Below are 19,185 nucleotides of genomic sequence, written 5' to 3' on the forward strand. Positions count from 1 at the left end.
AAGCGAGCCCGTGAAGCTATTCGTCCAGATCCCCTGCCTCAACGAGGAGAACACCCTCGCCAGCGTCATCGACTCGATCCCGCGTGAGATCGACGGCATCGACGAGATCGAGATCCTGGTCATCAACGACGGCAGCACCGACCGCACCGTCGAGGTCGCCAAGGAACACGGTGTCAAGCACTTCGTGCACCACACGACCAACATGGGGCTCGCCCGGTCGTTCCGCGACGGCGTCGACTACGCCCTGCTGCACGGTGCCGACATCGTCGTCAACACCGACGGCGACAACCAGTACCCGCAGGCGCAGATCGCCGAGCTCGTCCAGCCGATCCTGCGCAAGGAAGCCGAGATCGTCATCGGCGACCGGCAGACCCGCACGATCGAGCACTTCTCCGGCTTCAAGAAGCTCATGCAGCGCTTCGGGTCGTGGGTCGCCAGCCGCGCCGCCGGGCTCGACCTGCCCGACGCCGCGAGCGGGTTCCGCGCGTACTCGAAGTACTCGCTGATCCGCCTGAACATCGTCACGCGCTTCAGCTACTGCATGGAGACCATCGTGCAGGCCGGCTACAAGCGCCTGGCGATCGCGTCCGTGCCGATCACGACGAACCCGAAGACCCGCGAGTCCCGGCTGTTCAGCAACATCTTCCAGCACATGTTCGAGTCCGGCTCGGCGATCGCCCGGGTCTACCTGATGTACCGGCCGATGGCGCTCTTCGCCTGGGTCAGCGTGATCCTGGGCGGGCTCGGGCTCTGGCCACTCGTCCGCTACCTGGTGCTGCTCGCGATGCAGACCCCCGGCAACCACCTGCAGTCGATCATCCTCGGTGTGGTGCTGCTCATCACGGCGCTGCTCTCCATCGTGATCGGCGTCGTCGCCGACCTCACCCGCCTCAACCGCACGCTGGCCGAGGAGCAGCTCGACCTGCAGAAACTGCAGCGGTATGGCGACTGACACGGCCCCGGCCGTGTCGGGCACCGTCGCCCGCCCACGGGTCGAACGTGCCGAGCGCGTCGTCGTCATCGCCCTGACGGTCGCGCTCGCCGCCGTCCTGGCGGTCTGGGCGATCGTGACGACCACGTACAAGGCGCCGGACGAGCCGACGCACGTCGACGCCGTCCTGCACCTGACGATCGGTGACGCCTGGCCGGAGCCGGGCGCGATGCACTACCTCAACGCCACGCACGACACGCAGATCAGCAACCTGCGGCAGCCGGCGTCCGACAACGCGACGTGGGGCGAGCTGCTGCGGGAGTTCCCCGGGGTGCACCCGACGAGCATCGACCAGATGTCGCAGCACCCGCCCACGTACTACGCGCTGGCCGCCGGGGTGCTCCACCTGGTGCACTTCGAGGACCTGCGGTGGGACCACGCCGTGATGGCCCTGCGGCTGTTCGACGCCCTGCTCGTGCTGCCCCTGCCGTTCCTGGCGTGGGCCACCGTGCGTCGGCTGACCGGCTCGCCCCGGGCTGCCGTGGTCGGCGGGGCGGCGATCCTGGCCGTCCCCGAGGTCGCGTCGATCGGTACCTCGGTGACGAACGACGCACTGATGCTGCCCCTCGCGGGTGCGCTGGTGTACTTCGTCGTCCGGCTGCTGACGGGCGACCAGCGGGTGCGGACCACGGTGTGGATCGGCCTGCTGCTCGGCGCGATGCTGCTGACCAAGGGAACTGCCCTGCCCGCCGTCCCCTTCGTCGGGATCGCGGTGATGGCGGCGGGCTGCACCCGCGCGACCGTCTGGCGGAACGTCCTGCGCACCACCTGGACGCTGGGGATCGCCGGCGTCGTCGGTGGGTGGTGGTGGCTTCGGAACATCCTCGTGTACCACGCGATCCAGCCCGACGGCATGGCCTACGCCCGTCCGTCGATGCCGTTCCCGGACGACACCGCCGCCAGCCCGGAGGTCTTCCTGCGCGACTACTGGAACGGCGTGACCCGCACGTTCTGGGGCAGCGTCGGCGGCCTGACGCAGTTCCAGTTCGCCCAGTTCCTGATCGACGGCCTGACCATCGTGTCGATCGCCGGCATCGTCATCTGGGCGTTCCGCCGCGGCCCGTCGCTGCGACCCGCGATCGTCCTGGCGTCGTACCCCGTCATCCTGATCGCCCTGCACATGCAGAGCGGGTGGGGCGGCTACGTGCGGAACACGATCGTCGCCGGCACCCAGGGCCGCTACTACTACCCCACCCTCATCGCCCTGATCGCCCTGAGCGCCCTGGCCTGGCGGCGCGTGACCGTCACCGCGGCCGGCGCCACTCGACTGGCCGTCGGCATGTCCGTCGCAGCGACGGCCATCGCCCTCTACGGCGTCGTCTACGCGCTCCGGGCGTTCGGCCGCGACGCCGCGTTCTGGATCGACGAGTTCTCGATCGTCAAGTTCGACCAGTACGGCATGCTCGCCGCCGGCGGGAACTTCACGCTGGCCACCGTGGCAGCGGTCGCGCTGATCGCCACGGCGGTCCTGCTGGTGCGTTTCGTGCGCCGGACGGCGGTGACGGCGTGACCGCCCGCCGCGAGTGGGTCGTGCTCGGCACGATCACGGTCGCGTGGCTGGGCCTGCTGCTCGGCTTCGCCCTGCTCACCCCCGCGTTCGGCGCCCCCGACGAGCCCGCGCACGTCGACGCCGCGTTCCGGCTGGCGCTCGGCCTCGGGTGGCCGCACGGCGGCGAGATGCACTACCTCGCTGCGATCCGGCAGATCGTGGAGCACCCGGTGCCCGCCGTCGACCGCCCCACGGTCGACGCGCTCCTGGCAGCGGTCCCTGGCGACGCCCCCGCCATCGACCCGATGTCGCAGAACCCGCCGACGTACTGGCTCGTCGCCGCGGGCATCCTGCGCCTGATCCGCTTCGGGGCGCACGACTGGGCCACCTCGGTGCTCGTCCTGCGCCTGTTCGACGTCGTGCTCGTGACCGCGCTGCCCGCGCTCGTGTGGGCGACCGTCCGCCGGGTGACGCGGTCGCCACGGACCGCCCTGGTCGCACCGCTGCTGCTCTTCGCGGTGCCGCAGCTCGCGCAGGTCGCCGCCGGCGTGACGTCGTGGGCGCCGATGATCCTGCTCGGCGCCGTGCTCGTGTGGCTGAGCGTGCGCGTGCTCACCGGTGACCGGTCGTGGTGGACCACGGCGGGGTTGGCCGTGGCGGTGACCGGCCTGGCGGCGATCAGCGCACTCGGCCTGCTGGCGGTGCCGTTCGTCGTGCTCGTGTTCGCGCTGGCCCGCGACGAGCGCGACCACCGCGACCGCGATCGCGACCAGCGCACCGCTCGTCCGTGGCGCCGTGCGGCCCTGCACGCCGGCGTGGTCGTCGTCGCTGCCGCCGCCGTGTCCGGCTGGTGGTGGGTCCGCACGCTGCTCGTCAGCGGGACCCTGCTGCCGGACGCGCTGCGCGGCGTGACCACGGTGCAGCCGTACCCGTCGGGCGGCGCGAACCCCGGCGCGTTCGCCGGTCGGCAGTGGGACGGCCTGACCGCCTCGTTCTTCGGGGACTTCGGCGCGAACCAGTGGCCGCTGCCGCCCATGGTCGTCGACGCCCTGGCGATCGTCGGTCTCGTCGCCCTCGGCTGGTCGTACGCGCGTCGCGGCGCCGGACGCCGGGTGATGACCATCGCCCTGGTCTGGCCGGTGCTCGTCGTCGTCGCGACCCTTGCCTACAACTGGCGGAACTACCTCGGCACGCACCAGGGCATCGGGCTGCAGGGCCGGTTCCTGTTCGTGGCCGTCGTCGCCCTCGTGCTGTCGCAGGCCGTGGCGTGGCGTGCCCTGGTCGTGCGCCCGGAACTGCGCCGCCGGCTCGCCCGGATCGCCGCCGTCGGCTCGTTCGCCATCGCCCTTTACGGCATCGGCATCGCGTACCGCGGCGCGTGGGAGAACGTCCAGTTCCGGGTCACCCCCGGCGGCCTGTCGGCGATGGCCGGTGGCTCACTCGCCGGGCCGCTCCCGATCGCAGTGGCCGGCGCGCTGTTCCTCGCCGCCGCCGTCGCAGCCGCCGTGTTCGTCTGGCGCGCGGCCGCCGTGCCGAGCACCGCGGCCGCCGTGCCGAGCACCACGACCACCCCCGTCACCGGGCTCCCGCTAGAATCGCCGCCGACCCACGAACCGACCGTCAGGAAAGAGAACTCGTGAAGATCCTCGTCACCGGAGGAGCCGGCTTCATCGGCTCGAACTTCGTCCGCCGCACCCTGGAGGACGCGTACCCCGGCCTCGAGGGCGCCGAGGTTGTCGTCTACGACGCGCTGACCTACTCCGGCAACGAAGCGAACCTCGCTCCGGTCGCCGACTCCCCCCGCTACACCTTCGTGCACGGCGACATCCGCGACGCCGCGAAGCTCGACGAGGTCGTCCCGACGGTCGACGCGATCGTGCACTTCGCCGCCGAGTCCCACGTCGACCGGTCGGTCCGCGACTCCGGCATCTTCGTCGAGACGAACGTCGTCGGCACCCAGCGCCTGCTCGACGCTGCGCTCCGCCACGGCACCGAGCGCTTCGTGCACGTCTCCACCGACGAGGTCTACGGCTCCATCAGCGAGGGCTCGTGGGACGAGGAACGCCCGCTCGAGCCGAACTCCCCGTACTCGGCGTCGAAGGCCGGCAGCGACCTGCTCGCCCGCAGCTACCACCGCACCCACGGGCTGAACCTCTCGATCACGCGCTGCTCGAACAACTACGGGCCGTACCACTTCCCCGAGAAGGTCATCCCGCTCTTCGTCACGAACCTCATCGACGACGTGCACGTCCCGCTGTACGGCGAGGGCAACAACATCCGCGACTGGCTGCACGTCGACGACCACACCCGCGGCATCGCGATGGTCCTGACCCGTGGCCGCGCCGGCGAGATCTACAACATCGGTGGCGGCACCGAGCTCACCAACAAGGAGCTCACGCAGCTGCTCCTCGACGCCACCGGCAAGGACTGGTCGTACGTCGACCGCGTCGCTGACCGTCTCGGCCACGACCTGCGCTACTCGGTCGACATCTCGAAGATCCAGGCCGAGCTCGGCTACGAGCCGCAGGTCCCCTTCGAGCAGGGCCTGGCCGACGTCGTGCAGTGGTACCGCGACAACCGTTCGTGGTGGGAGCCGCTCAAGGAGCGCGCAGCGATCGCATGACCCGGTACCTCATCACCGGCGCCGCCGGCATGCTCGGCCGTGACCTCCAGGCCGCGCTCGCCGGCCGCGACGTCACGGCACTCTCACGCGCCGAGCTCGACATCACCGACCCGGCCGCGGTGGACGCCGCCGTCGCCGGACACGACGTCGTGATCAACTCCGCCGCGTACACGAAGGTCGACGACGCAGAAGACCACGAGGACGACGCCTTCGCCGTCAACGCGACCGGCCCGAAGCTCCTGGCCGAGGCCGCGGTCCGCCACGGTGCGAAGCTCGTCACGGTGTCGACGGACTACGTCTTCGACGGCAACGGCACCGCCCCGTACGCCGAGGACGCCTCGACCGACCCGATCAACGCCTACGGCCGCACCAAGGCCGCGGGCGAGGCGTTCGTGCGCGAGATCGCCCCGGACACGTCGTACGTCGTCCGGACCGCCTGGATCTACGGCGCGCACGGACCGAACTTCGCCGCGACGATGCTCCGGCTGGCCGGCTCGCACGACACCGTGAGCGTCGTCACCGACCAGGTCGGTCAGCCGACATGGACCGGCGACCTCGCCGCGCGGATCGTCGAGCTCGTCGACGGCGACGCCCCCGCGGGCGTCTACCACGGCACCAACGCCGGGCAGGGGTCGTGGTTCGACTTCACCCGCGCCATCTACACCGAGCTCGGACTCGACCCCGAGCGCGTCCTGCCGACCGACAGCGCCGCGTTCGTCCGGCCGGCGCCGCGCCCGGCGTACAGCGTGCTCGGCCACGACGGCTGGTCGCGCGCCGGCCTCGCGCCGATGCGCGACTGGCGCGAGGCGCTGCGCGCCGCGGTGGCCGCAGGAGCGTTGACGGAGTAAGCACGGCAGTCGACCGGGAGGCCCGGATCACGTCCGCCGCGTCGGGAACGTGATCCGGGCCTCCCGTCCAGGTCTCCTGCCGCGGCTTCCAGGGGGCGGCCCACCTGCCCTGGTAGGGTCGGGCAGCCGGGCGCCGGGCCGGTCCTCGGCCCCATCACCACGACGAGGAGAGCAGCACCATGACCACCCTCCACGTCCTCGTCGACCAGGTCGTCGCACCCGTTCCGGGTGGCATCGGGCGGTATGCCGAAGAGCTCGCCCGGCACCTCGTGGCGAACGCGCCGAGCGGCTGCGACGTCGCCGGGGTCGTGTCCGCGGTCAGCTCCGACGAGATGGCCCACCTGCGCACACTGCTGCCCGGGCTGTCCGACCTGCAGCGTCTGCCGCTGGCCCGTCGTGAACTCTCGCTCGCGTGGCAGGGCGGCTTCGTCGGTGGCATCGCGAAGGGCATGGTGCACGCGCCGAGCGTCCTCGCTCCCCTGGTCAAGCACGACCGGTTCCAGGACCCGGGCCGGCAGACCGTCGTCACCGTGCACGACACCGTGCCGTGGACGAACCCCGAGACCCTGACGCCCCGCGGCGTCCACTTCCACAAGGCGATGGTGAAGCGCGCGTGGAAGCACGCCGACGCCGTCGTCGTGCCCACCCACGCGGTCGCGAGCGCACTGAACGAGATCCACCGGTTCGACGACCGACTGCGCGTCATCGGCGGAGCTCCGAGCGGCCGGCTGCGGCTGCCCGTCGACGCCGACCTGCGCGCCGAGCGTCTCGGACTGCCGGACCGCTACGTGCTGGCCGTCGGCACGCTCGAACCACGCAAGGCGCTCGGGTCCCTGATCGAGGCGCTCGCGCACCCCGACGCCCCCGCCGACATCCCGCTCGTGATCTCCGGCCCGGACGGCTGGGGCGACGTCGACGTGTACGGCACCGCCGAGCGCGCCGGGCTCGCCCGCGACCGGGTGAAGGTGCTCGGGCGGATCGACGACGCCGACCTCGCCGTGGTCTACGACCGGGCGACGGTGTTCGTGTTCCCGAGCTTCGCCGAGGGCTTCGGCCTGCCCGTGATCGAGGCGATGAGCTTCGGCACCCCGGTCATCCACTCCGACGACCCCGCGGTGGCCGAGGTCGCGTCCGACGCCGGGGTGACCGTCGCCCGGAACCCGCGGGACTCCTACCCGGAGCGGATCGCGCAGGCGGTCTACCAGGTCGTCAACGACCCGTTGCTCGCGGGGCAGCTCGCCGTCGCCGGGCCGGACCGTGCCCGGATGTACGACTGGAGCGACTCCGCCGCCGAGACCTGGCAGCTGCACGCCGACCTCTGAGCCGACGCGGGCGTCCCGTCACTTCTCGGAGGTGCACGTCACTTCTTGTACGTGTACGTGCTGACCCAGTCGATGTACAGGTGACCGGTGGCGCCCCAGTTGCCCACTTGGAACATGTACCGGTGCGCGGTCTTCGGCACGTGCTTCGTGATCGTCTTGATCACCTCGCCGTCGAGGCGGTAGCGCACCGACTTCCCCGGGATCCACTCGATCGAGTACGTGTGCCACGACCGCCACGAGACGCCGGTGCTCAGGCTCGTCGCGTTGACCTCCTGGCCGGGGGTCATCGAGTGGTGGTGCAGCATCGGCTGCTGCTCGAAGTTCGACTCGGGGTAGTCGATCTCGCCGTCCGACCACTTGTCGGACGACGGCCAGAGCATGAACGCGGCGCCGTTCCCGTTGCCGCCGGTCGCCTTGGCACGGACGATGAACTTGCCGCCCGTGTGCCCCCATGCACCCGACGGGGTGCCGAAGGTGCCGGCAGCGCCGTGCTTGCCGTCCAGCTTGACGTCCATGTACCCGTTGTGCGAGCTGATCTGGGCGCCCGAGTAGTACATGCCCCCGGTGCCGTCCGGGTAGGGCTGCCACGACTTCGCGTAGGTCGTGGCGAACTTCCCCTTGGCCGCCGCCGCCGTGCTGAAGTTCTCGCGGAAGGTCTGCTTGAAGTTCCCGACGCTCCCGATCGGTGCCGAGCTGGCGGACGCTGCGGTTCCCGTGCCGAGCGGTCCAGCGACGAGTGCGGCACTGAGGAGCACGACGGTGAGTGCGGCCCGCTTGGTTGCACGTTTCTGCATGAGCTGTCACTCCCTGACGTGACGGTTCGCACCCGTTCCCGTGGGTGCCGGGCGGCCGGATCTCGACCACCCGCCGTTCACCGTAGTTGCGAAATGCAGCCCGCGCGCGGGGTTGACAGAACCGCTTTATCCCCAGTACGCGGGGGTTGCAGAACGTTCCGTCTACGTCGAAGAAGTGCTGATCAGCGCCCTGTTGCGTCCCCCGTTCTGGGGCTGCCGGCGGCTCGTGGGCTCCGGCAGGCGGTGGTGTTCAGACCCGCGTGCGACGGCGGCGTGACGACACGACGGCGGTGACGACCGCGGCGAGGACAGCGACGACCGCGACCACCGCTGCGACCTCGGCCACGTGCGACGCCAGGAGCCACGAGTCGAACTGCGACTTCGTCGCGACGACGTGCTCGTCCGTGCCTCGGATCCGCCAGGACACCGGGCCGGCACCCCGTGCGGCGACGGCGCACACCACGGCGGCGACGACCGCGACACCGACCAGGACGAGGGTGGCGGTGTGGCGACGGAGACGAGCGGGCATGGCGGTACCGTAGCGCGCATGACCCGATGCGAGGAATGCGGCCGACCGATCACCGGCGAGGCCGTCCGGACAGCGACGCGGACGCTCGACCGTGCCTGCGCCGACCGGACGAACGCGATCGCGTACGGCGTCCTGAACGGCGGGAACCCGTTCGACGGTCCCGGGGCCACCCGCGCGGAACGCTCGAGGGAGTCGCGCAGGCGCGCGGAACGCTAGAGGGAGTCGCGCAGGCGCGCGGCCTTCTCCTCGACCAGTCGCTCGAGGCCGTCGGCGTAATCGGTCAGGCGAGCCGCGACCGCGGGCTCCGAGGTGCCGATGATCCGCGCGGCGAGGAGTCCGGCGTTCGCGGCGCCGTTGATCGCCATCGTCGCCACCGGGATGCCGGCCGGCATCTGCACGATCGACAGCAGCGAGTCGAGGCCGTCGAGGCGTGCGAGCTGCACCGGGACACCGATGACGGGCAGCGTCGTCATCGAGGCCACCATGCCCGGCAGGTGCGCGGCGCCACCGGCACCGGCGATCACGACGCGGATGCCACGCTCGGCGGCGCCGCGGGCGAACCGGGTCATCTTGTCGGGCGTGCGGTGCGCCGACACGACGTCCGCCTCGAACGGGATGCCGAGCTCGGCCAGGATGTCGGCCGCAGCGCGCATCGTCGGCCAGTCGGAGTCCGACCCCATGATGATCGAGACGAGCGGCTGGACGGGTGCGTCGGTGTCGGTCACGCGACGAGCCTAGCCGAGCAGCACGCGGCGCCAGGCGTCGTCGTCACGGCCGATCGTGCGCTCCCCCGTGACCCACCGGACCGCCCGTTCGTCGGCCGTCCCGCGCTCGACAGCGGCGCGCACCGCACCACGCCAGGCGCCGACGTCGTCCGGCACCGCGACGGCCCCGTGGGCCCGCGCCACGGCGTAGGAGGGCCGGTCCGAGACCACTGCTGGCAGTCCGAGTGCGGTGTACTCGAGGAACTTCAGGTCGCTCTTCGCGCGGTTGAACTCCTCGTCACGCAGGGGCGCGACACCGGCACGCCAGCGCTCCCGGTGCGCCACGAGCCAGCGGGAGAACGCCGGGTAGTGGCCGTCCGGCACCTCGACGCGGCGGAACCAGTCGGCGCCGCCCTCGTCGGTCACACCGATGACCTCGAGCCGGATCGGCGTGCCGTCGGTGGTCGTCAGGTCGGTGAAGACGTCGCGCAGGAGTTCGAGGTCGGCGGCGTGGGTGAGCGTGCCCATGTAGAGCACCCGGTGCTCTGCTCCGGGACGATCGTCGTCGTCCTCGGTCGCGCCGGCGGTCCACAGCCCCGGGTCGAGGGCGTTCGGCACGACCGTGACGTCGCGGGCCACCGGGTGCACGACCTCGGCCAGCTCCGGTGTGCTCACGACGACCGTGTCGGCACCGCGGACCAGTGCGTCGATCGAGGCGAGGCGGTCCGGGTCGTACTCGGCGCGGGCGAGGCGCTGGCGGCCGGACTCGGTGAAGAAGTCGTCGTCGACCTCGCCGACGACGCGGACGCCGCGGGCCGCAGCCGCCGCGAGGAAGGGCTGCACGGCGTCGCGCGGCAGGATGTCGCGCTGCACCAGGACGGCGGCGTACGACGTCGTGTCGACCCCGTCGACGAACGCGACGGGGTCGACTTGGCGGACCTCGGCCGTGCCGCTGGCCGCCAGGTGCTCGGTGCGCCGGACGACGCGCACGTGGGCGGATGCGGGGTGGGCGCCGTCACCGCCCGCGACGACGTAGCCGAGGACCGGCAGCGGAACGGGCACGGGGGGCGTCCCGGCGACGACCCGGCGGAGTCGACGAGCGGCCCGGCGGACGAGATCACGCGGCATGTGCCCATCCTCTCGCACCGGGCGACCTGGCTCACACGCAGTGATCGGACGCGCACCGTGCGGAGTTCGTCGCCGGGGAGCCCGCTGACCGCTCCGTGCGAGCCTGCATGACCACACCCAGCGATCAACCTCGCACCGACTGAGCAGTGCCGCACCGTGCGCAGGGAGGAGAACAGGCGAGCACCGTGCCCCGTTCCCCACTCCTGTCGTCGCTGACCGCTCCGTGCGAGCCTGCATGACCGCACCCAGCGATCAACCTCGTACCGACTGAGCAGTGCCGCACCGTGCGACGGCAGCACGGGCACCTCGCACCTCGCACGGTGCGGGGTTGCCAGCGGAACGGGCCCGAGCGCTCAGCGCCGCGCCACCGTCACCGTCCGGCAGGGGCTCGCTTTCCGGTCCTTCCCGGTGCCGGTGTTCCGCGCGACCGCGCAGACGGTCCGCTTGCCGGCCTTGAGCGCGACGGTGCCGGCGAAGCCGTGCTTCGTGCCAGAGCCCCACGTCCGGTCGACGTCGGCGCGCACGCGTCCCGCCGACAACGACGTCACCCGTCTGCCGTCGACCGTGATCGCGACGGTGCTGGCGAAGGACACGGTGTCACCGTCGAAGGCCCAGCCACGGACGCTGATGCCGCCCCGTTTCCCCGTCACCGACTCGAGCGCGACGTAGGGGTCGTGCCGGAAGGCGCGGACGGTGGCGCACCCGAGCGTGGTGTCCGACCCGGCGCCGATGTTCTCCGCGGTCACGCAGACCCGGCGAGCGCCGGCGGCAGCGGGGACGACGGCCTCGAAGCCGTGGGTCGCCCCGACGCCCGCGGCGGCGTCGACGTCGGTGCGGCGGAGTCCGGCGGTCACGGCTCCCGCGGCGACGCCGTCGACGGTGGCACGGACCCGGACGGGCTGCGTGGGGTCGTCCTCGTCGAAGGCCCATCCCCGGACCCGGACGCCGCCGCCGGTGCCGGCGACGACCTCGAGCGATCCCTGCGGCGCGAGGTCGGCCGCGGGCACCCCGAGCCGGGCGTTCGCGACGAGTGCCTGGGCGTAGGAGGACCACCACTTGCCCGCGGCGGGGGCGCCGTTGCAGGTGCCGTCGCTCGCGCCGGGGGTCTTCACCCACAGCAGGGCGTCGAGTGCGGTGCCGTCGGTGGCGACCCGGGGCGAGGTGCCGAGTCCGGCGCCGGGGCCGTTGCACCAGGTCCCACGCCAGCCCTGTCCGTTCCGCGAGGTGTCGATCACGTAGTGCGATCCCCCGGTCGCAGTGGATACCTTCTGCGCGTAGGCCTGTTCCTGGGCGGTCGGGTAGTAGTTCGCGACGTTCGTGAAGAACCCGCGGGCCCGCTGCACGCCGGCACTGTTCAGGCGTGCAGCCATCGTCGCGGGCGGCACCCAGTTCGAGTTGCCGGCGTCGAGGTAGGCGGGCACCCCGGCGGCGGTGAGCCCGGCGACGGTACGGGACAGGATCCGGTAGCGCTGGTCGTCGAGCGTGGTGCTGCACTTCGCGTTGCTGAGCATCGCGAGGGAGTCCGGCTCGACGATCACGGCGGCGCGGTGTCCGGCGAGTGCCGCGGTGACCTGGTCGACCCAGGCGTCGTAGGAGGCCTCGGAGAACCCGCCGGCGGAGTACCCGCCGCAGTCCCGGTCCGGGATCGCGTACAGCACGAACACCGGGGTGGTGCCGGACTGCTCGGCGCCCGAGACCGCCGTGCTGATCGTCTTGGTCAGCTGGGTCCCCTGCGTCCATTCGCCGAGCCACGTCGCGACGGGGTACCGGGCGATGGTCGACGCCGCGGCGGCACCAGCGGGGTCCGAGGCGGCGAGCGCGGTGGCCGCCTTCGCTGCCTCGCTCGTGGGCGACCGGTACGGACCGGCACCGTACAGCGACGCAGCCGATGCGGAGCGGATGGTCGTCGCGGACGTCGCGGCGGTGGCGCTCGACCCGAACGCGACGGGCAGCAGCCCGCCGACGAGGGCGGTGAGTGCGACGGCGGCGCTGCAGACGACGACACGGCGCGGACGGCGGCGCATGGACACTCCCCTGGACGATCGGACCCCTGACCCGTCCATGGCACCATGCGCCCGCACTGGCGGCCAGCCGCCAGTGCGGGTGGCACCCGAGCGGGTGTCGGCAGCAGTGCCGACACCCGCTCGTCAGTCGTCGAAGTGCGCCGCGGCCGCGCGTGCCCGGTAGACGACGTCGTCGACGTCGTCGCCGATCACCGTGACGTGCCCGATCTTCCGACCGGGTCGGGGGGCCTTGCCGTAGAAGTGGTACTTCGCCTCGGGGAACGCCTCGAGCGCGGCCGGGTACCGGGCGGCGAGGTCGCCGTCGGCCGGTCCGCCGAGCACGTTGATCATCACGGCAGCCGGGGCGAACGACCCGGTGGCACCGAGCGGCAGGTCGAGGACGGCACGCAGGTGCTGCTCGAACTGGCTCGTCGTCGCACCGTCGATCGTCCAGTGACCGGTGTTGTGCGGTCGCATCGCGAGTTCGTTGATGAGGATGCGCTCGTCGGCGGTCTGGAACAGCTCGACGGCCAGGACCCCGGTGACCCCGAGCTCCTCGGCGATCCGGACCGCGATCGACTCCGTCACGTCGGCGATGCGTCCGGCGCTGTCGGGCGCGGGGGCGATGACCTCGGCGCAGACACCGTCGCGCTGCACGGTCTCGACCAGCGGCCACGCGACCACCTGGCCGGAGGGGCGGCGGGCGACGGACTGCGCGAGTTCGCGGGTGAACGGGACGAGCTCCTCGGCGAGCAGCGCCTGCCCGCCGCCGGCCTCGGCGACGGCGATGAACCAGTCGTCGACGTCCGAGGAGTCGGACACGACCCGCACGCCCTTGCCGTCGTAGCCACCGCGGGGCGTCTTCACGACCGCGCGGCCGCCGTGCTCGTCGAGGAAGGCCCGGAGCTCGTCGGGGTCGTGCACCGCGGCCCAGTCCGGCACCGGCAGGCCGAGCTCGGAGAGCTTCGTGCGCATCGTGATCTTGTCCTGGGCGACGGCCAGCGGACCGGGTCCGGGGCGGACGGCCACGCCGGCGTCGACCAGGGCGCGCAGGACGTCCTGGGGCACGTGCTCGTGGTCGAACGTCACCACGTCGACGTCGCGGGCGAACGCCAGCACCCTCGCGGCGTCGTGGTAGTCGCCCTCGGCCGTGGCGGCGATGGCGGCCGACATGCCCGGACCCTCGGCGAGGACCCGGATGTCGATCCCCAGCTCGACGGCCGCCGGCACCATCATCCGTGCCAGCTGTCCCCCACCGATGACCCCGACGCGCAACGCCATGCTGTGTGATCCTTCCGGCGTTCACACCGTCCGGGGTGAACGCGTTGTCTACAATCGCTGTTCGGGTCGCGCTGTGCACGGCCCGTGACAACTCTACGGATCCTGGAGGGCACGTGCGGCGCCTCATTGCCCAACTGGCACGCTTCGGCGTGGTCGGTGCCGTCGGCTTCGTCGTGGACACCACGGTGTTCAACGTGCTGCGCATCACCGTCCTGAACCCCGACGAGGTGCACTCCGGGCCGTTCTGGGCGAAGGTCGTCTCCACCGTCGTCGCCATCTTCGTCAACTGGATGGGCAACCGGTACTGGACGTTCCGCGAGCAGCGCCGTGCCGTCGCCACCCGCGAGGGCATCGAGTTCGTCGTCGTCTCGCTCGGCGGCATGGTCATCGCGCTCGCGTGCCTCGGGGTGTCCCACTACGTGATGGGACTGACGTCGGTATTCGCCGACAACGTCGCGAACATCGTCGGCCTGGTGCTCGGCACGGTGTTCCGCTTCTGGCTCTACAAGGTGTGGGTGTACCACCCCGAGCGGACCGGCTCCGAGCCCGCGGCCGCGGACGTCTCACCCGAGGGGCGCGCCCTAGACTCGACCGGGTGACGGCCCACGAGACCACCACCAGCACCACCGCACCACCCCGCACCGCCCGCTGGGAGCGTGTGGCGATCGCCGTCGTCACGGCGACCTTCGGCCTGTGGCTCGTCGCCTGGGCGCTGATCGTCCCGGTCTTCGAGGCCCCGGACGAGACGGCGCACATCGACGCCGCCGTGCACGTCGCGCTCGGTGACGCCTGGGCCGCCCCGGGCGACCTGTACGTCACCAACGCGGTGCAGGCCGCGAAGGTCGAGCAGGCGACGAAGCCGTCCAGCGAGTGGTCGACCGTCAGCGAGCTGCTGCAGAACGCCCCCGGGCCGTCGTCGACCGTCAACCAGATGACCCAGCACCCGCCGACCGCCTACCTCGCCGGTGCCGCCGTGCTCCGTGCCGTGGACTTCGGTGACCTGCGGTGGGACCGGGCGTTCACCGCGCTGCGGCTCGCCGACGTCCTCGCCGTCACCGCACTGCCGCTGCTGGCGTGGGCGTCCGTCCGCCGGGTGACCCGGTCGCCGCGGGCCGCGCTCGTCGGTGGGCTCGCCGTGTTCGCGACGCCCGAGCTCGCGTCCATCGGTTCCTCGTTCTCGAACGACGCCCCCGTCCTGCTCGTCGCCGGGATCGTCGTGTGGCTCGCCACCCGGCTGCTCACCGGTGACACCCGGTGGCGCACCACCATCGCGCTCGCGGTGGTGCTCGGCGCCCTGGTCTGGATCAAGGGCACCGGACTGCCCGCCGTGCCGTTCGTGGCGGTGGTCGTGCTCTTCGCCGGCGCCGGGGTGCTGTCGCTGCGGCAACGGGTGGTCCGCACCGTGGTGACGATGGCCGTGTCCGGTGGCATCGGGGCGTGGTGGTGGGTGCACAACTGGTTCGCCTACGGCCGGATCCAGCCGAACGGCTACACGGCGATGCGTCCGCCCAAGGACTTCCCGCCCGGCGAGCACCCGACGCTCGGGCACTTCCTCGACGTCAGCTGGGGCACGCTCGCGCGCACGTTCTGGGGCAGCTTCGGCGGTCGCGCACAGGTCAGCATGGGCGACCTGCTCACGGCCGTCCTGACGGTCATCGCGCTCGTCGTGCTCGTCGGCTGGGCGTTCCGGCGCGGACCCGACCTACGGGTGGCCCTGTGTCTGGCGGTGTTCCCGGCGCTGCTCATCGGCATCCAGAACCGGACGAGCGCGCACTCGTACCTCACCACCACCGAGGTCGCTGCGACCCAGGGGCGCTACTACTTCCCCGCGATCGTCTGCCTGATCGTCCTGAGCGCCCTGGCCTGGCGACGCCTGGTGCCCGCCGGACGCGCACGCTCGTGGGTCGCGGTGGCGCTGGCCGTCCTGCTGCCCGCGGTGGGCGTGTACGGGTTCGCGGTGGCGTCGGCGTGGTTCTGGAACGCCGCCCTGTTCCCGGTGACGGGTCGCGGACTGCTCCGCTACACGGAGATCGGGCCGGTGCCGCCCGCAGTGCTCGTTGCCGTGGTCGCGCTGGTGGCCGTCGGCCTGGTCGCGTCGGTCGTCCAGGTCGTCCAGGTCGCCCGTGCCGACCGTCGGGTGGCCGCCCCCGCGTCGTGACCACACGTCGGGCGCGCGGCTGACGGGGTGGACGCCCCACCAGACGGACGGGAGGCCCGGTGCCAGCTGGCACGTCCCTCCAGGCTCGGCCGTCACCCCGCTGGCGCGGTGCGCCGGTACCGGCTGGTGGGGCCCACCTCCCGGCTCGGTCGTCACGCGCGTCGCGTGCCCCCGGATGGTGAGCAGGAATGGTCGGGTCGCGCACCGCGGACCCGACCGTTCCTGCTCACGAAGTGCGCGTCAGGCGGCGGGAGCGCTGCCCTCGACGGCCGACGGGTCGTCGGTCGGACGACCACGGCGGAACCAGGTCGGTGCTGCGGCGCAGAGCAGGAACAGGCCGTCGACCGCCAGGCTCCACACGCGGGTGACGACGACCACGACCAGGGCGATCCCCGGCGGCATGACGAGGGTGAGGAGCAGGGCCTGCACGCCCTCGCGGACGCCGAGGCCACCGGGGGCGAACACGGCCAGCATGCTGATCGCCGAGGCCATGCTCGCGGCACCGATGACGAACGCCGCGTCGCTGAGCTTCAGCGACGGGTACACCCCGAGGGTGATGAAGTAGTACGCGGTGCCCGACAGGATCGCACCGGCGACGTAGAGGCCGGCGCCACCGAGGACGGTGCCGAGGTTCGGGCGGACGTCGGCCTCGAGCGGCTTGCGGCGCAGGATCTTCAGCGCGATGCCGATCAGGAACACGAAGACCCGCGGGATCAGGCAGACGACGCAGGCGACGAACGCCGCGATCATCAGCGCGATGAGCCACGGGCTGAGCGCGTGCGTGCGGGGGTCGATGAGCAGCAGGACGAGCGCCAGGGCGAGGGTGGCGGCGATCTGCAGCGCGCCCTCGAGCAGGCCGCTCACGCCGAGCCGGGCCTTCGAGACGCCGTGCTTCGAGGCGAAGTAGACCTTGCCGATGATCCAGGTCGCGGCGCCGGGGATGTAGCGGCCCATCCAGGACTTCGCGTACACGTAGGTCAGCGTGACGCCGCTGCCCTTGAGGCCGGTCGCCCCGAGCCGCCGCAGCAGGTAGAACCAGATGCCGACGCCCCAGTAGCGGAAGCCCAGGCTGATCACGGTCGCCAGGATCACCCAGCCCCACTGCCAGTCCAGCCCGGCGAGCTGCCCCCAGTCGACGCTCCGCACGTACAGCACGAGGAAGACCGCGAGCAGCACGTAGAAGACGATGGGGATCGCCTTGCCGAGGAACCGTCGCCAGGTCGGCGGACGCTTCCCCTCGGGCGCGGGGGTGTCGCTGGTGGTTCCTGACAAACGTGGTCTCCTGCCGGGCTTCGGGACCAGGTCATCGTAGACGCTGGCGTGGCGCGCTCCCTGGAGCAGCGGCTACTTCGCGAACTTCACGATCTGGACGCGGCAGGGGATCTCGGGATCGGTGGACCGGTCGGCGCTGCACGAGATCGTCGCGTTGTACGTGCCGACGAGCTTCCCGGCCATCGAGTAGTCGCGTGCCGGCGCGTTGGCGGGGTCGAACTGCACGAAGTACTGCACGCCCTCGTCGATGAACAGCTTGCGCATCGCGTCCGAGTGGTACGTGTAGCCCTGACCTGAGCGACCGTACACACGCGTGTCGGTCAGGAACGCCAACGAGGACAGCGACCGGTAGTTCGAGCCGATGACGGTGGCGTCCTCGGGCAGGGCCCCGCTCGCCCGGATCTGGTCGGCGAGCCGCACGATCTCGGGGACGTCGGTCGGTCCGGTGACACGAAGCGCCTCGGTGCGGTTCACCGACGGGTAGAAGGGTGCCGGCGACCCGATCCAGTTCTGCGTGAACGACGCCACGGGGACGACGGCGATCGCGACGCACGCCACGATCGTCCGGACCACGCCGCGTCGTCGGACCAACCGCCAGACGGCCGGCAGCATGAGCGCGCCGATCATCGCCGTCAGGTAGAACAGCGGCCAGTAGTACCGCGCGTTCCCGCCACCGCTCGACGACGACGTGATCATGCCGTAGCCGACGAAGTAGACCAGGGTCGTCGCCGCGACGATGCACGTGAACGCGTACCGGCGGAACCGGACCACGCCGATCACCAGGGCAGCGGCGAAGAGCAGGGCGATCGGTGCCGCGAAGGGCGCGAACGTGCTGATCTTCTGCAGGTAGTAGGGCAGCGCGAGCATGCGCTCGTGCAGGTAGTAGCCGGCGCGGGCCGCGATGCCGGAGTCCTTGGTGACCTTCGGCGCGGTGTCCTCGGTGGTCGACTCGGTCGTCGGCGGCACCACGGACGGATCCGGGTTGTCCATCGGGCCCTGCTTGTAGACCGACGGGGTGAAGTCCTCGTTCGGCGAGAACGCGTGCGAGTTCGGCGGCACGGGCAGGAACGGCCAGTCGGTCGCGCGCCCGCCGTCGTCGAACTTCGACCCGATGTTCACCGAGAGCGACGAGCCCAGGGTCGGCGACCCGTACTTCATGGTCAGGGCGCCCACCCACGGCGCGATGACGACGGCGAAGACCACGATCGTGGCCACGGGCGACGTCCACCAGTGCAGCACCGGCTCACGACGGCGTCGTGCGGACCAGACCCGGAGCAGCAGCCACAGGATCACCGCGCCGACCGCCACCGGCAGCAGGAAGAGCTTCACGAAGTACCCGATGGCCGCGACCGCGCCGAGCACCCCGCCGGAGACCAGCCGCGACCGCGTCGAACCGTGCAGCGCCTGGTCGGCCCACCGGAGTGCCCACAGGTAGCCGACGACCCACGCGACGACGAGCAGGTCGGGGGTCTGCACCGACACCGCGCTCATCAGCGCCGGGATCGCGGTGACCATGAAGAGGACGGCCGGCACGATGCGGTGGTTCTGCGACCACACCAGCCAGCCACCGATGCCGAGCACGACGGCGACCGCGAAGCAGTTCACGACCGCGAAGGCCGTCTGCATGCCGAGGCCGGCCGCGATGAACGGCGCCATCATCCAGGACACCATCGGCGACCAGTAGGCGTTGATCGCGTCGGGCAGCCAACCGTTCGCGTACTCGCGGGCGATGCCCATGTAGGAGATGCCGTCGACGTTCGTCACGCCGAGGCGGTTGTGGTACGCCACAGCGGCGCTGAGCGCGACGCCCACGACGACGAGCACCGCCAGGATGACCGGCGCGACGACGTGCTTGAACCGGCTCGGAACCGACCCCGAACGCCGGTGGACGGGCTCGTGGGTGATCTGCGTTGCGGCTGCGGTCGTCGAGGTCACGTGCTTCATCATGACATCCGAACCGAAACACCAGGCACAGGGTGCCTGATCGCGGCGCCGGGTCGGCGTGTGGGAGACTGCCTGCGACCCCGCTCCGACCACCACGAG

16 protein-coding genes are annotated in these 19,185 nt (G+C 71.6%); 8 read left to right on the forward strand and 8 right to left on the reverse strand.

The annotated features are described in order from the left end of the window. The first annotated feature begins 10 nt into the window (after positions 1-10). From EDF31_RS06640 to EDF31_RS06665, 6 genes are all read left to right on the forward strand, one after another. Positions 11-952 carry a glycosyltransferase family 2 protein gene (locus EDF31_RS06640; RefSeq protein ID WP_111086000.1) on the forward strand — a complete coding sequence of 314 codons (942 nt, stop codon included), beginning with the start codon at positions 11-13 and terminating at the stop codon, positions 950-952. Further along, positions 942-2,501, forward strand: coding sequence for a glycosyltransferase family 39 protein (locus tag EDF31_RS06645; protein WP_131845611.1), 1,560 nt, complete (start codon positions 942-944; stop codon positions 2,499-2,501). Before EDF31_RS06640 ends, EDF31_RS06645 begins: the two co-directional genes overlap by 11 nt. After that, positions 2,498-4,120: a glycosyltransferase family 39 protein gene (locus tag EDF31_RS06650; protein WP_131845612.1), complete on the forward strand. Its 1,623-nt coding sequence runs from the start codon at positions 2,498-2,500 to the stop codon at positions 4,118-4,120. The genes EDF31_RS06645 and EDF31_RS06650 overlap by 4 nt, the downstream gene beginning before the upstream one ends. Then, positions 4,117-5,103 (forward strand): dTDP-glucose 4,6-dehydratase, encoded by a 987-nt coding sequence (gene rfbB / locus EDF31_RS06655; protein ID WP_111086003.1) that lies wholly within the window; start codon positions 4,117-4,119, stop codon positions 5,101-5,103. Before EDF31_RS06650 ends, rfbB begins: the two co-directional genes overlap by 4 nt. Continuing rightward, positions 5,100-5,951 (forward strand): dTDP-4-dehydrorhamnose reductase, encoded by an 852-nt coding sequence (rfbD, locus tag EDF31_RS06660; RefSeq protein WP_131845613.1) that lies wholly within the window; start codon positions 5,100-5,102, stop codon positions 5,949-5,951. The genes rfbB and rfbD overlap by 4 nt, the downstream gene beginning before the upstream one ends. A gap of 179 nt (positions 5,952-6,130) precedes the next feature. Further along, positions 6,131-7,273 carry a glycosyltransferase family 1 protein gene (locus tag EDF31_RS06665; protein WP_123292216.1) on the forward strand — a complete coding sequence of 381 codons (1,143 nt, stop codon included), beginning with the start codon at positions 6,131-6,133 and terminating at the stop codon, positions 7,271-7,273. A gap of 38 nt (positions 7,274-7,311) precedes the next feature. On the opposite strand, the gene EDF31_RS06670 is transcribed toward EDF31_RS06665, so the two are convergent. The 6 genes from EDF31_RS06670 to EDF31_RS06695 all read right to left on the reverse strand — a co-directional run bounded on the left by EDF31_RS06670 (position 7,312) and on the right by EDF31_RS06695 (position 13,712). Further along, positions 7,312-8,067: a glycoside hydrolase family 16 protein gene (locus tag EDF31_RS06670; protein WP_131845614.1), complete on the reverse strand. Its 756-nt coding sequence runs from the start codon at positions 8,065-8,067 to the stop codon at positions 7,312-7,314. 250 nt (positions 8,068-8,317) lie between these two features. Then, the gene (locus EDF31_RS06675; RefSeq protein WP_131845615.1) at positions 8,318-8,596 is read right to left on the reverse strand and encodes a hypothetical protein; all 279 of its coding nucleotides are present in this window, start codon (positions 8,594-8,596) and stop codon (positions 8,318-8,320) included. A 212-nt stretch (positions 8,597-8,808) separates the two neighbouring features. Further along, entirely contained in the window at positions 8,809-9,321 is a 513-nt protein-coding gene (gene purE, locus EDF31_RS06680) for a 5-(carboxyamino)imidazole ribonucleotide mutase (RefSeq protein ID WP_131845616.1), read from the reverse strand. Positions 9,322-9,330: 9 nt separating this feature from the next. Then, positions 9,331-10,428 carry a hypothetical protein gene (locus tag EDF31_RS06685; protein ID WP_131845617.1) on the reverse strand — a complete coding sequence of 366 codons (1,098 nt, stop codon included), beginning with the start codon at positions 10,426-10,428 and terminating at the stop codon, positions 9,331-9,333. 353 nt (positions 10,429-10,781) lie between these two features. Continuing rightward, the gene (locus EDF31_RS06690) at positions 10,782-12,452 is read right to left on the reverse strand and encodes a glycoside hydrolase family 6 protein (protein ID WP_165901353.1); all 1,671 of its coding nucleotides are present in this window, start codon (positions 12,450-12,452) and stop codon (positions 10,782-10,784) included. A 123-nt stretch (positions 12,453-12,575) separates the two neighbouring features. Further along, on the reverse strand, positions 12,576-13,712 hold the full coding sequence (locus EDF31_RS06695) for a 5-(carboxyamino)imidazole ribonucleotide synthase (protein ID WP_131845619.1): 1,137 nt from the start codon (positions 13,710-13,712) through the stop codon (positions 12,576-12,578). A gap of 113 nt (positions 13,713-13,825) precedes the next feature. On the opposite strand from EDF31_RS06695, the gene EDF31_RS06700 reads away from it, so the two are divergent. Further along, positions 13,826-14,311, forward strand: a complete 486-nt coding sequence (locus EDF31_RS06700; protein ID WP_131845620.1) for a GtrA family protein — start codon at positions 13,826-13,828, stop codon at positions 14,309-14,311. Further along, a complete protein-coding gene (locus EDF31_RS06705; protein ID WP_131845621.1) occupies positions 14,308-15,870 on the forward strand; it encodes a DUF2142 domain-containing protein in 1,563 nt (520 codons plus the stop codon). The genes EDF31_RS06700 and EDF31_RS06705 overlap by 4 nt, the downstream gene beginning before the upstream one ends. Before the next feature lie 240 nt (positions 15,871-16,110). Here the strand turns inward: EDF31_RS06705 and EDF31_RS06710 are convergent, their stop codons facing one another. Together EDF31_RS06710 and EDF31_RS06715 are read right to left on the reverse strand one after the other, a co-directional pair. Further along, on the reverse strand, positions 16,111-17,142 hold the full coding sequence (locus EDF31_RS06710) for a lysylphosphatidylglycerol synthase domain-containing protein (protein ID WP_165901173.1): 1,032 nt from the start codon (positions 17,140-17,142) through the stop codon (positions 16,111-16,113). Positions 17,143-17,214: 72 nt separating this feature from the next. Next, positions 17,215-19,077 (reverse strand): hypothetical protein, encoded by a 1,863-nt coding sequence (locus tag EDF31_RS06715; protein ID WP_131845623.1) that lies wholly within the window; start codon positions 19,075-19,077, stop codon positions 17,215-17,217. Positions 19,078-19,185: the final 108 nt, after the last annotated feature.

The organism is Curtobacterium sp. PhB142, from assembly GCF_004341255.1.
Classification (GTDB): domain Bacteria; phylum Actinomycetota; class Actinomycetes; order Actinomycetales; family Microbacteriaceae; genus Curtobacterium.

Coding starts and splice junctions, on each gene's coding strand:
- EDF31_RS06645 (WP_131845611.1), top strand. CDS start 942: ATGGCGACTGACACGGCCCCGGCCGTGTCGGGCACCGTCGCCCGCCCA.
- rfbD (WP_131845613.1), top strand. CDS start 5,100: ATGACCCGGTACCTCATCACCGGCGCCGCCGGCATGCTCGGCCGTGAC.
- EDF31_RS06665 (WP_123292216.1), top strand. CDS start 6,131: ATGACCACCCTCCACGTCCTCGTCGACCAGGTCGTCGCACCCGTTCCG.
- EDF31_RS06670 (WP_131845614.1), bottom strand. CDS start 8,067: ATGCAGAAACGTGCAACCAAGCGGGCCGCACTCACCGTCGTGCTCCTC.
- EDF31_RS06675 (WP_131845615.1), bottom strand. CDS start 8,596: ATGCCCGCTCGTCTCCGTCGCCACACCGCCACCCTCGTCCTGGTCGGT.
- EDF31_RS06685 (WP_131845617.1), bottom strand. CDS start 10,428: ATGCCGCGTGATCTCGTCCGCCGGGCCGCTCGTCGACTCCGCCGGGTC.
- EDF31_RS06690 (WP_165901353.1), bottom strand. CDS start 12,452: ATGCGCCGCCGTCCGCGCCGTGTCGTCGTCTGCAGCGCCGCCGTCGCA.
- EDF31_RS06695 (WP_131845619.1), bottom strand. CDS start 13,712: ATGGCGTTGCGCGTCGGGGTCATCGGTGGGGGACAGCTGGCACGGATG.